The organism is Calothrix sp. PCC 7507 (genome assembly GCF_000316575.1).
Classification (GTDB): domain Bacteria; phylum Cyanobacteriota; class Cyanobacteriia; order Cyanobacteriales; family Nostocaceae; genus Fortiea.
In genome coordinates this window covers 1,353,023-1,366,083 of the sequence record NC_019682.1, presented here as the reverse complement: position 1 = coordinate 1,366,083, position 13,061 = coordinate 1,353,023, and the positions used below count along the sequence as shown (strand labels likewise).

The 13,061-nt window shown below is 41.8% G+C and carries 8 protein-coding genes; 1 reads left to right on the top strand and 7 read right to left on the bottom strand.

What is annotated here, in order from left to right; all coding sequences use genetic code 11:
* Nucleotides 1-28: 28 nt before the first annotated feature.
* Nucleotides 29-808: a class II aldolase/adducin family protein gene (locus CAL7507_RS06025; protein WP_015127561.1), complete on the bottom strand. Its 780-nt coding sequence runs from the start codon at nucleotides 806-808 to the stop codon at nucleotides 29-31.
* A gap of 1,067 nt (nucleotides 809-1,875) precedes the next feature.
* Between CAL7507_RS06025 and CAL7507_RS06020 the strand changes: the two genes are divergently transcribed.
* Nucleotides 1,876-3,075 (top strand): acyl-CoA dehydrogenase family protein, encoded by a 1,200-nt coding sequence (locus CAL7507_RS06020; RefSeq protein ID WP_015127560.1) that lies wholly within the window; start codon nucleotides 1,876-1,878, stop codon nucleotides 3,073-3,075.
* Nucleotides 3,076-3,090: 15 nt separating this feature from the next.
* Here CAL7507_RS06020 and CAL7507_RS30085 read toward each other — a convergent pair whose 3' ends face one another.
* From CAL7507_RS30085 to CAL7507_RS05990, 6 genes are all read right to left on the bottom strand, one after another.
* Nucleotides 3,091-5,853 (bottom strand): bifunctional serine/threonine-protein kinase/ABC transporter substrate-binding protein, encoded by a 2,763-nt coding sequence (locus CAL7507_RS30085; protein WP_015127559.1) that lies wholly within the window; start codon nucleotides 5,851-5,853, stop codon nucleotides 3,091-3,093.
* A gap of 589 nt (nucleotides 5,854-6,442) precedes the next feature.
* Entirely contained in the window at nucleotides 6,443-7,417 is a 975-nt protein-coding gene (locus CAL7507_RS06010; RefSeq protein WP_015127557.1) for a D-2-hydroxyacid dehydrogenase, read from the bottom strand.
* Nucleotides 7,418-7,727: 310 nt separating this feature from the next.
* Nucleotides 7,728-8,690 carry a D-2-hydroxyacid dehydrogenase gene (locus CAL7507_RS06005; protein ID WP_015127556.1) on the bottom strand — a complete coding sequence of 321 codons (963 nt, stop codon included), beginning with the start codon at nucleotides 8,688-8,690 and terminating at the stop codon, nucleotides 7,728-7,730.
* A gap of 153 nt (nucleotides 8,691-8,843) precedes the next feature.
* Entirely contained in the window at nucleotides 8,844-9,614 is a 771-nt protein-coding gene (locus CAL7507_RS06000) for an ATP-binding cassette domain-containing protein (RefSeq protein ID WP_015127555.1), read from the bottom strand.
* Nucleotides 9,615-9,716: 102 nt separating this feature from the next.
* Complete coding sequence (gene ssuC, locus CAL7507_RS05995; RefSeq protein WP_015127554.1) at nucleotides 9,717-10,544, bottom strand: aliphatic sulfonate ABC transporter permease SsuC; 828 nt, start codon at nucleotides 10,542-10,544, stop codon at nucleotides 9,717-9,719.
* A 320-nt stretch (nucleotides 10,545-10,864) separates the two neighbouring features.
* The gene (locus CAL7507_RS05990) at nucleotides 10,865-12,598 is read right to left on the bottom strand and encodes an iron uptake porin (RefSeq protein WP_015127553.1); all 1,734 of its coding nucleotides are present in this window, start codon (nucleotides 12,596-12,598) and stop codon (nucleotides 10,865-10,867) included.
* Nucleotides 12,599-13,061 lie beyond the last annotated feature (463 nt).

The window sequence follows — 13,061 nt, the reverse complement described above, 5'->3', positions numbered from 1 at the left end:
GCCCCCTGCCCCCTGCTTCCCCTACTCCTCAATCAAATAAATCGGGTTGATCGCGGGTGATGTCATCCCACAAATACTGGAATCCCCGCCAGCCTGCTTCATGAGTACCACCACGTTGTTGAATGCCTAGGGCGATGTCGTGGTCAATCAAGATGGGTTTACCTGCGGCTTCTGCTAGGAGTTGGGAGTGGGCTGCATCTTCTAAGCGAATGAACCACCAAGCGGCTTCGTCTACGCTATGTCCCACGGTTAATAGTCCGTGGTTGCGGAGGATGACGGCTTTGTTCTGGTCTAATGCTTGGGCAATGCGTTTTCCTTCACTGGTTTCTAATACAATCCCTGTGAAGTCATCAAATAAAGCATGGTCTTGGTAGAAAACCGCAGAATCTTGGGTAATTGGGTCAAGTGACCGGCCTAGCGTTGACCAAGTCTTCCCATAAAAGGAATGGGCATGAGCTGCGGCTATGACATCTGGGCGCGCTTCATGGATTTGAGAGTGAATGGCGAAGGCTGCTTGATTTAGAGGTCCTTCACCTTGGACAATGTCGCCTTTACTATTCACCAATATCAGGTCTGAAACGCGGATACGGCTGAAGTGTGTGCCAAAGGGGTTAACCCAAAAGTGATCGGTGAGTTCGGGATCGCGGGCGGTGATATGTCCTGCTAATCCTTGAGCAAAACCGAAGCGGGCAAACACTCTTAAAGCAGCTGCTAACCGTTCTTGGCGATCGCGTCTCTCTGCTTCAATGGAGGTAAAGGTTGGTGGCTGTGCAAGTTTACCTTTACGAACCAGGGAAGTTTGTACCATAATCTTCAACTCCTACAATTAGGTTGTGTAAGTAACTCGGCGTAAATAATTGTCGCTGGGATAAGGTAATAAGCAACTTGTACTGAGCGGAGTCGAAGTATAAGCAATAGGGTTTGAGGCTTGTTTACTTTTCTTCACACAATTTGCTTTTAGGTTACTGAGCTTGTCGAAGTATTGTGCCGACTTACTCAAGCACCCAGTGCTTTGTTGATAGACATCACTTCGCCATTAAACTAGCAGTAGCGCAAATGACTGATTATCAGGAGCATTGCACCTGTTGCTACTGCTGCATATATCTCATGATTGAGTTACGTTAAAATCCACTGAAATACTTTTTGCTCACAAAACTACAGTAACTTGGTCGAGTTACCGGAGTTAATGTGATACTGAAGCTACCACAGATTGTCTAAAGAAGCAAGCTGACTATGAGATTGCTTGCTCTGCATCAGTGATTTATGTCATAATTAATCGCAATTACTAACTACGTTAAACTCAGCAGTTTTTAGTAGTAATACCTATTCTGTATGAAGATGCACATAATAATACCCCCCTGTAGTCCCCCCTTGGTAAGGCAGGGCTGTTTCATTCCCTAAGAAGCTTGAAAAATCAAGGGTTCTAGCAAAATAAAATTGATGATTTTGCTACCTGGGTATCGAGAAAATAGACAATCGTACTGTTATTTATGTGCTGAATATTCTGTTTCATCGTTACCCATACTTATGATTTTTATCGCTAACCATCTTGACAAATCCTGTTTGAGAGGGAACGAAACAGCCCTGCCTTGGTAAGGGGGGACGGCGATAGCCGGGGGGTGAATTATATGCAGCTTCACAAAGAAACGGTATAAGGATGAAAGATCATCAAAATATCTCAGTTGAAGATTTAGCAGCGGCAGCACAAAAACTATAGAAAATTTACGCTTGAGGTAGTGGCGATCGCCTAATTCTTATAAGAGTATCTCGTCAGCTTTCATATAGACCAATTGACAGAATGGGGAATGTAGAGAACAACCGTTGATTGTTCACCCTTGACCCTTGACTTTTGACCCATCAAATTCCGAGTTAATTATGTCACAGTTAGAACAAGCATTGCCAAAAACCGTTGTCAGCAAAAGCGTTGAAACTATCCCCAATCTTTTTGAGCGGGTGGAAGCGATCGCCAAAGACTTTGCTACTCGTGCAGCAATCCACGATCGCGAAGGTTCGTTCCCCTTCGAGAATTTCACCGCGCTTCATGAAGCAGGACTTTTGAGCCTCACTATTCCCCGTGAATTTGGCGGTCAGGGTTTGGGAATTTATAGCATTTGCCGCGTGATTGAGGGGGTAGCGCGTGGAGATGCTTCGACTGCACTAGTCTTAACAATGCACTATCTCCAACATACCCATGCTGCACGCAACAGTCGATGGCATCCAGATGTTTATCAACGGCTGTGTCGTGAGTCGATAGAAGGCATCGCCTTACTGAATGCTGCCCGTGTAGAACCAGAGTTAGGTACACCAGCTAGGGGTGGATTACCTGCCACAACTGCCGAACGAACAACAGATGGCTGGCGGATTACAGGACACAAACAATACACGACAGGCAGCCCCATCCTACGCTATTTTGTTGTTTGGGCAAGAACTACTGAAGATGAACCGCGAGTTGGTAGTTTTCTTGTGCCGCGTGATTTGCCTGGGTTGCGAATTGTGGAAACTTGGGATCATTTGGGGATGAGAGCTACAGGTAGCCATGATTTGATATTAGAAAATGTCTTAATTCCTGAAGAATACGCCCTGAATATCCGCCCCATATCAGATGTAGCACCTTTAGATCCCTTGTTTTCCACTTGGGGGAGTTTGGTAATCAGTGCTTTATATCTAGGAGTCGCTACCAGTGCTAGGAACTGGCTGATTGAATATTTGAATGAGCGGACACCTTCTAATCTAGGAGGATCATTAGCAACCCTACCACGCTTTCAAACTGCAGTGGGAGAGATAGAAGCACTACTATTTACCAACCGCAGACTAATTTATGGCTTGGCGCAGGACATTGAGAAGGGAGAGTATGAAGGTTCAGTAGGATTACAGGCACAGACTGTTAAATACTTAACTACAACCAACGGAATTAAAGCGGTAGAAATTGCCTTAGAATTGACTGGTAATCCTGGTTTATTAAAAAGGAATCCTTTAGAACGACACTACCGAGACATTCTGTGCAGCCGGATTCATACACCACAAAATGATGTTATTTGCCAATCTTTAGGAAAATCAGTACTTCTAGCAAAATAATTGGCTGTGGGACATTCAATTCTGCGGACATGTCTCGCCTGGAGCTAATTCAAAACCCTGACCATTCTCCTGAGGAGTCGTCAATATCCGGGTCTTTATTTCGTTGCGATCGCCACGATCATCAAAGCTAATTGTTTTTTTCTTAAATACATCGCTATTTAAAGAGATATTCCGCAACTGTTGTTGTAGATTTTCCCTTGTAATAGCTGTCGTAGATGGTAGTTTCTGTAAAGCTTCTTCCAAGGCTTGAACTGCTTCGTATGACGAGGCAGTCAATTGATTAACTTCTCCACCCGCCCATTTGTTTTTTACATTTTCTACAAAGTCATTGTTACTACATTTAGGATGCCAATCCACCGCAATAAATAGTTTTCCTGCTAGCTTTCCTAAAAGTTGTGCGTTCAAATATTCTTCTGAAGAAGAAAGCGTATTTGCACCTAAAATCAACTTAAGCAAATTATTATTTTGACTGGCTTCTAATAATTTAATTGCATTCTTAAATGCATCAGAATTTTCGGTTATTCCGGACGGAAGTATTACGAAAACATCAGCATTACTGACGTTATTCACAGCATCTACTGCAGAAAAATTACTGTCAAATAATTTATCGTTAACTACTACATTACTATTTTTTCCTAAATTCAACTGGAACTGAGATGCTAAATCTCTACTGTAGTCTTCCTTGCCATTAAAAAAGATAGCTATTTTCGGATTAGCGATATTTCTTAAACGCAAGTAGCCTACTAGAGATTTAGCTTCCACTACCGTTGATGAAGTAGTTCTAAAGACATTAGAAGCTCCACATCTATTACGAAAATCCTCTAAAGTGCTAGTTGCGGATATCACGGGCAATCCCACGTTTTCATAAAGTGCTAAAATCTTGCAAGTAACAGGATTAGTGTAGTGCCCAATCACTGCAAGAATCTTTCTTGAGTTACCATTTTTATCTTTAATCTCTAGCGTAGCCAATTTTTTTGCTACGTTTTCGGCTTGGTCTATAGAATTGAGATCATTCGCAATGACCACTTCTAAATTAATGTTTTGATCAAGTGCTTTTGACTGTGCTTGCGCTACACCAAATAAGATTTGTTTTCCTGGCTGAAATGTTGTTTTAGACTTATCACTGACTGGAATGGCAACAGCGATAGTATAAATTGGCTGTCCACGTTCATGTCGTAATCTGGCTATAGCATTATTGTGATAAATTACAACTTCGGGATCTTGTAGAGCAGCTAGAGCCTTTTTACGAACTGTCTCACTTTGTTCTGCCTGCTGAGGAATTGTTTTTGCTTGATTACGAATTTCTTGAAACTTATCATGCGCCTGCTGATATTGTCGTTTGTCAAACAGTCTAATGCCCTCTACTTTTAGCCGCTCATAATTATCAGTAAGCTTTATACTTCCGTAAATTCGCTTGTTTCCCGCACTGATTAATTGGTCAGCAGCTACTGTGGATGTAGGTGCAGGTGTATATGTAGATGTAGATGTTGTTCGTCCTGTTGTTCCTTCTCCTTCTGGTAGCCGAGTAAGACAATTCATCTGAAAATTGCATTTCATGGATTGTGGTAGTATCTGACTCAATACTAATAAAACCAACAACGCCCCTGCACCAATAAAGAAAGGTTTCAAAACAGGTGTAACTCTTTGCCAATCAAATGGCGGTTTTTTCTCAAGTTTATCCAGTTCCTGAAGTACTTCATTTGCTGACTGATACCTATTCTTTGGATCAAGTTCAAGCATTTTGCTCAAAATTGTAGTTAAACCTGGTTGAATTTGAGCATATTTTTGCCATTTATCACGATTGTAAGGAATATTAAAAATGCGTATATCTTCTGAGCTATGACTATCACTTGTGATTAATTTACCTGTTAACAGCATGACGCAAGTAATTGCCAAGGAGAACAAATCAGACGAAGGATATACTTTACGGTTTAATTGCTCAGGTGGTGAAATTCCCTCAGTGACAAAACCTGTCTCACTATCTGAAAAACCTTGCTCAACTACTGGAATAATTTGTTTAACTGCACCAAAATCAACTAAATAATATTTTCCTTCTTTAATTGAGTGGACAATATTAGCAGGTTTAATGTCTCGATGAATGACAGGTTCTTGCCTTGTATGTATGTGATGAAGCACATTTAAAATTTGTTTGAGAATATCCAAAACTTCTGATTCTAAATAGCGGTTATTATATTTTAATCGCGTGATCAATTCTTGGTTTAAGTCTTGTCCTTCCACATATTTTTGAACTATAAAAAACAAGTAAGAGTTGTTATTAATTGGCGATGAGTTACTTTGAAATTGCGAATTATTTGGTCTAATATCAGCCTCAGCTTGTAGTTTGAAATATTCAAAGATTGTAGGGATTTGCAGGTGTTCAAGTTCAGCAAGTATATTTTTTTCGCGGTCAAACGCTTTCTCCGCTCGGTTCAGATTCACTGAGTTCAGAAACTTTTCAGAACGAAACTGTTTGATAACTCGCTGGATTTTTTGTTGTTCTGGGCTTTTTTCAGAAGTATAAAATTGGCAATCTAAAGCTTGAAATGTCCGTCCGAAACCACCTTGACCCAATTCACTGATAGGTACATACCGACCTTGAAGAATCAATGACATACCACAAACTTCACATTTTCTTTCTGCTCGTCTTCTCACAGCTTCTGGCTCATTACTATTAAGAAGTTCCGCAGGTATTTCATTCCAATGAGGCGGTTCGTCAGATTTTCTAGGACGAGTACAAATAACCCTGATTTTTTCCAGAGGCTCATGCTCACTTACCATTGCTTACCACCCTTATCAGTTATCAGTTTCATCGCTTGGGTAACTGTCCCCCACAAAGACTGCGGCAGGTGTTGGTGGCGCTTCTTGATCTACGCCGATACGCCTTCAGGACTGTTCACTGATTTAATAGTTTCTGGTTAAGGATTCAGGTGCAGTCATAACTGTAGTTTGTCATTTAGATTTTTTTGCCAAAGCCAAAGTAGTTTATCAGTAAATATATCTTATTTGCTATAGTTTAGATACTGTAGTACTAAGTAAACTTGTAATATTTAAATTAACTTTAAAGCCAGTAAAAAAGTAAACGTTTTGTATAGTCAGGGAATCTCGCCTCTACACATATCAATTCCCAAAATAACCCTAGAGCAAAAAAACAAAAAAGGACTGGGTAATCAGGAAGATTTTCCCGACACCCAATCCTCAAACCTTCGCCAAGTATTTTTATTCTGACAAGGATTAATCAGACTGCTATTATCTGGCATTTCAAGCCGATTTAGCTTTAAATACACTCAATGGGTCAGCTAGCATGGCATCAGAGATATTGATAACGTTTGGTGTTTGACCAAAGCGGTAGAAAACGTCTGCCATGTATTTAATATCCTGCTTGTTTATCTACGACATTCCGTAGGGGTAAGCCAGCTTGGTAACGCTGGAGATTATCGAGAAATAATTCTGTGAGCCGCTCCTTAAGATATGGTGATAGGGCGGAACAGTGGGGTGTAATGAAGACATTGGGGAATGACCACAGGGGGTTATCTGGTGGTAGTGGTTCTGTACTCACTGTGTCTAAACCAGCACCTGCAATCCAGCCTTCTCGCAGTGCAGTAATCAATGCAGGTTCATCGACGATCGCACCACGAGCAATATTGATTAAATAAGCAGAAGGACGCAAAGCCCGTAGCACTGATTCATCAATTAGTTTTGTGGTTTCCGGGGTTAGAGGTGTGGCAATAACTAGATAGTCAACTTCTGGGAGTAGCGATCGCCATTCATCAACACCGACAATTTTATCAAAATTCGGTAGGGGTTCAGGACGGCGGCGGCTACCCCAAACGCGCATATTAAAAGCTTTTGCACGAGATGCGATCGCTTGACCAATGTTACCAGCACCAATGATTAACAAGGTCGCATTCGTCAACTCTTGCAGAAATAACTCTTTTACCGAAGTCTCTTCTGGTGGCAAAGCCCAAGTATGTTTTGCCTGCAAGGCTTCTAACTTTCTCAAGTTCTTTGCATGATGCAATATAAAAGTCAAGACAAATTCCGAAATAGGAATCGCATGAACCCCAGCAGTGTTGGTGAGGATAATATCTCGGGATAAAAATTTTGGTATCAAGATATGATTTACACCAGCACTGATTGCCTGTTGCCAACGGATTTTCGGTGCTGCATCTAGTACCTTTTCAAAAACATCTCTTTTGAGATAAAACCCATTGAGATAAACTTCTGCATCACTAGCATCACCATCAATATTACCTTTACTATCCACCCGTACAACTTGTATATCTGGCGGTAATTTTGGCTCAATCTCAGCAATCAAATCTACAGGTAGAATAACTTTTACCATTTGCTACTCCCTGATACGCATTGGAGAATTCACTTTTGATACCATTTCACTTTAATAATCATACAGATGCGTTGGTAAGGGCACGGCAATGCCCATTGGTGTCAACTTAAGCTAGAAATAGCTTCACTGCGGGCTTCCTCACCCGCCTAGGAATTCATTCCTAGTCTCGCTCACGCGGGCAAGATGCCCGCACTACCAAAAACCCCTCAAAACAAAATTGACAAACCACTAGAGGGATGAGGGAGATGGGGGAGAAGAATCATTTACCAATCCCTGGGCACTGAGCGAAGTCGAAGTGCAATCCCTATTCCTAATATCCCGCTGCTACATCCACTAGATTACGTAATGGCTGACCAGTTTGATAACGGTGTAAGTTGTCAAGGAACAAGGCCAGCGATCGCCCTTTGCCTCTGGGTGAATGAGCTGTACAATGCGGTGTGATAAACAGGTTAGGCACTGTCCACAAAGGACTTTCTGGGGATAGTGGTTCCTCTGCGACTGTATCTAAGGCGGCTCCAGCAATCCAGCCTTCATTTAGTGCCTTGATAATTGCCGCTTCATCGACGATACCACCACGAGCGATGTTAATTACATAGGCATGGGGAGGAAGCGATCGCAATACTTTTTCATCAACTAAGCCTTTGGTTTTGGCGGTGAGTGGAGTCGCCACTACTAGATAATCAACTTCTGGTAGTAGGGGATGCCAATCATCTGCACCAACGATTTTATCAAAATTCGGTAACGGTTCGGGATGACGACGGCTACCGTAAATGTTCAGGTTGAATGGTTTAGCACGGGCGGCAATTTCTTGACCAATATTACCAGCACCTAGAATTAACAAGGTAGAATCTGTCAATTCTTTGATGGGAAAGCCCCTTTTCCAATGCTTTTCGGCTTGAAGGGCGTGCAATTCTTGTAGATGTTTGGCGTGTTGTAGTATGTATGTAAGCACAAATTCGGCGATCGGAATTGCACTCACTCCCGCGCCATTGGTAAGTATCAGACCGCGTTCTAAATAAGTTGGGGTTACAGATGGTGTGAGGATATGATTCACCCCAGCATTAGGTGCATGATGCCAACGCAAATTTGGTGCTGCTGCCAAAATTTTCAGTATCGTAGCACTTTTGAGAAAATACCAACTTAAATAAATTTCCGCATCACTAGCATCTCCATCTAAATCACCATTCGTATCGGCTCTGACCACCTTTACATCAGATGGTAGATGTGGTTCAATCTCGGCAGCGAGATCAACAGGTAAAATTACTTTTACCACTTCTTACTCCCTTTTTTTCTCTTAGGTTGTATTTGGTAATTGCTGCTGTTTTCTGGCATTATCAAATTACAATAGAACCTCAAAAAATCAACAGAGCAAACTTTTAGTCTCTCTGTGTGAAATTCTTATACTTTTAATCACCAACAATGAATATTAACTTGAAAGCTGGAGTAGTTGATTATCCACTACAGGTCCTTCATTACTCATCACTCGTGCTAGAACTGTTTCTCGCAGATGAACAAATACCTCATTAGACCTATCTCGTGGACGTGGCAGATCTACAGGTAAATCTAGAGTAATTTCGCCTTCTTCAATCAATATAATACGGTCTGCCAACACTACAGCTTCTTCTACATCATGAGTAACCAAAAATGCAGTAAACTTTTGGTCTTGCCACAACTCCTCAATTAACTGCTGCATTTCAATCCGAGTTAGAGCATCCAAAGCTCCTAAAGGTTCATCTAGTAATAACAAACGTGGCTGACTCACCAAGGCTCTGGCTAATGATACCCTCTGCTTTTGTCCACCAGATAATACATATGGCCATTCATCGGCTCGGTCTTTTAATTTTACCTGATCCAGTGCCCATTCAGCCTTTTTTCGCCAATCATCATGTAAGCCTAAACCCACATTTTGAATCACACGTCGCCATGCTAGCAAACGGGGATCTTGGAACATGACGCGTACAGAACTACTCAGCTTACGCAATGGTTCTCCATCTAATAATACTCCGCCTGCAGTTGGTTTATCCAAGCCTGAAACCAGGCGTAGTAGGGTACTTTTACCACAGCCACTGCGTCCCACAATAGCGATAAATTCTCCTGGTGCTACTTCTAGATTAACTGACTTTAAAACAGCTTTATTGCCAAAAGCTTTTGTCAAGTTTAGTATGTTGAGTTGTGTACCTTTGACAGATGAACTCACTAGAAAAACCTCCTGATATTTTATAATTTAATAGTTTGTTTACTGCCTGGGATGGGAAATTTGGTAGTTGCATCAAGACACAACTACCAAAAATCACCAAAACTATGCGCTCTGATAGTTAGGATTCCAAGATAACCATTTTGATTCCAGTTTTCTAGCAGTAGCATCTGCCAATTTACCCAGCAAGGCATAGATAAAAATACTCAACACGACAACATCAGTTTGCATAAACTCACGGGCATTCATTGCCATATAACCAAGACCAGAATCTGCGGCGATCGTTTCTGCCACAATTAGTGTTAACCACATAATCCCCAAGGAATAGCGAACACCTACGAGAATCGAAGATAATGCGCCTGGGAGAATGATTTGCCACAAAAGCTGTAAAGGTTTTAAACCATAAACTTTGCCCATTTCAATCAATCCAGTGTCAACACTACGAATTCCATGAAATGTATTGAGATATAAGGGAAAAAATACCCCTAAAGATACTAGAAATAATCTTGCTTGATCGCCAATCCCAAACCACAAAATTACCAGTGGAATTAATGCCAAGTTAGGAATGGTACGGAGCATTTGTACTGTAGTATCTAATAACGTTTCTGCAGTCCGGGAAATACCATTGAGTAATCCTAATGTTAAACCAATGCTGCCACCGACAACAAAACCGGATATCGCCCGTGCGGCGCTAATACCAATATGTTTAAACAATTCTCCAGTAGAAGCTAATTTAATTGCTGTGGCAACCACACCACTTGGCGCAGGTAAAATCCTGGTAGATAGGATTCCAGCTTGCACCAGCAACTCCCACAACACTAGGAGGAAAACAGGTACAAGCCAAGGAACTATCTGTTGGACTTGTTTATTCTGTAATAACTCGTCGAAGGATATGTTGGATTTTCTGTTGGTTTTTTTGAGAGTAATAGTCATAGGGTATTTGTGGGAGCTATTTGTAAGTGAGGCAAAAACTACAGTAATTTGGTCGATTTACCGTAGTTTATAGCCAAAATTCTACATGAAATTACTTAAAATGCAAACCCTGCTTGAAGATGAAAAAGGACGGATGTCTGCAATCTTGCCCCATTTTTGGACAATTTTGACACTTTTATCGAAGATATAGCTGTCATAAAAAATACATTTTTGTTTTTAATCAGCTATATTTTCACCTCAGCAGTGATGTTCGTAGTAAGGACTTTAGTCCTGATGTTTTCAGCACTAAAGTGCTGACTACAAACTTCATTGTCTCTGGCTTAGAAATTAAAGGTAGTGCGAACAGCGCCTACCCAAATCGCATCATTAGCAGAATTACCTTGTGGATTGGTAATTACGTACAAAGTCGGGGTGACACTGATGTTGTCATTCACTCTGTAAGTATAGAAACCCTCTAGATGTAGAGAGGTGGCGCTGTCTCTTCCAGCCACTACATCATTGCTAGTGACTTTAGGTGGTATACCAAAGACAAACCCGGCGAGATTGCCTTTTTTTCCCAAGTCTGGAAGCGCCAATGTTAATGCAGTGTTAATGATGGTTGCGTTATTACTAGTGCCTTCTTGATGGGCTTCTGTATAACCAAACCAACCGCCTATATGCAGGGCGCGGCTGGCTTTCCAGTTAAATTGCAATCCGAAGTTATCGGATGAAGTGGGATTTAAACCAAAAGGACGACCAGCGTTAGCAGTACCTGTCCCACCAGTGATGTTGTAACCAGAACCAAAAGCAAAGGTTGTCGCACCGGTGGGGCCAAGAGCAATCGGGGCGGGGAAATATTTACGGGCGTAGGCGAAACTAATATCGAGACTAGGACTGGGGGTGAAGGTTAGCTGACCAAGTGCTTCATAGGAATTACCAAACAATCCGCCTCTATTGGTGGCATTTCCCCCAGGGTTAGCAGCTAGAGCATCATCTACTATGTAACCTGCGTTGAGTTGGAGTTGATTGTTAAATTTATAGGCAAAAGCTAGACCAGCACCATCAAAACCAGGTCGATAAATCACTGGGTTGAAGAGTCCAAAGCGAGAGAGAGTACCGCTTTGGGCGTTACCAACTAAGGGATTGAGGGTGGGCGCAAAAGTCACCGGTTGTAGCTGTCTAGCACCTATCCAGACATTGGTTTTGCTACCGAGAGGAAAGCGGTAGAACAATCTGTCAAGATAAACAGAATTGTCTGTGTAAAAGGTATTTCTTTCAGTATTAAACCGGGTTTGGTTGGTTCCTGTTAGGGGTGTGCCGCCGACAGCAACTGCACCTCCCAAAATAGGAGTGTTGCTGGCTGTTAAACTGGTTGTCAACTGGTCTTTACCAGTAAAGCTACTTTGTAAGGCTAGTGTCGCACGATAACCAAAAAAAGTATTGGTGCCATCTCTATTAGTACCGACGCGATCGCCAAAAGTATCACCGATAAAAAATTGTGCCAAACCTTGCAGTTTGGTAGTTGTGGAAAATTGAGTAGCTTCTAACTTCGCAGTCCTAGCTTCAACAGCATCTACTCGTCCCCGCAAGGTGGCGAGTTCCCCAGCAAATTGTTCTTGCAGCTTTTGGAGAATCTCTAAATCTTCTTTTTTGACTAAGTCAGCAGTGCTGCTAGCAATCAGTTCGTTGAGGCGATCGAGGGCTGCATTTAAACCAGCTGCAAATTCATAACGAGTTAGCGCACGATTACCCTTGAATGTGCCATCTGGGTATCCCGCAATCACACCATAGCGCTCAACTAGAGATTGTAGCGCCTGGAATGCCCAATCTGTAGGTTGAACATCAGACAGTTGGGAGACGGAGGTAACTTGTCCGACATCGCTATTTGCAACTGGAACTTGGGCTATGAGATTTGAGGGTGCTGTTTTGAAAACATCTGGCTTTGGAGTGATGGCAATATCTTGAATTTCTGATTGTGTTTGCACTTCGGCTGCATTTGCCACCGTTGATAGGACAAAGAGTCCACTAACTAAAGCGGGGATAGCTAGAAAATAATTCTGCAAAACTTTATGCATGGTTTGTTTGCTCCTCTCACAAAATCAACTAAATTTCACTGGTAAATAGGGTAACGACAAGACATTTGTGTTAAGAGCGAATATCCGGACGTTTGACCGTTGTAATTAATTAAGCTTCTAGGTTGCTTGGTCGGAATAAATTGGTTACAGCATGTTTTCATAGCACCTTGATTTAGATGGGGCCTTATCTTAAATCAAAATATTTAAGAGCTTATTTCTACAAAATGCTGTGCAAATATCAGCTTTTACAATTTAAATTTTCAATCAAAAGATGGTGGGCAGTGCCTAGGCTGTTGACTCTGAGGGTCTTTAGCCCAAAATGCATCATACAAAATCATAGTTGTAGTTAAGGTTATCATCAGGGCACGGCAGTGCCGATGCCCCTACGGTAAACACAAAAATTGCATGATATTTTTTAGCTAATTTCGGACAAAGTCAACAGCCTAGGCAGTACTCACCCTAC

What these genes read in the sequence shown, in the direction of transcription:
- CAL7507_RS06025 (WP_015127561.1), bottom strand. Translation starts at nt 808, where the DNA reads ATGGTACAAACTTCCCTGGTTCGTAAAGGTAAACTTGCACAGCCACCA.
- CAL7507_RS06020 (WP_015127560.1), top strand. Translation starts at nt 1,876, where the DNA reads ATGTCACAGTTAGAACAAGCATTGCCAAAAACCGTTGTCAGCAAAAGC.
- CAL7507_RS30085 (WP_015127559.1), bottom strand. Translation starts at nt 5,853, where the DNA reads ATGGTAAGTGAGCATGAGCCTCTGGAAAAAATCAGGGTTATTTGTACT.
- CAL7507_RS06010 (WP_015127557.1), bottom strand. Translation starts at nt 7,417, where the DNA reads ATGGTAAAAGTTATTCTACCTGTAGATTTGATTGCTGAGATTGAGCCA.
- ssuC (WP_015127554.1), bottom strand. Translation starts at nt 10,544, where the DNA reads ATGACTATTACTCTCAAAAAAACCAACAGAAAATCCAACATATCCTTC.
- CAL7507_RS05990 (WP_015127553.1), bottom strand. Translation starts at nt 12,598, where the DNA reads ATGCATAAAGTTTTGCAGAATTATTTTCTAGCTATCCCCGCTTTAGTT.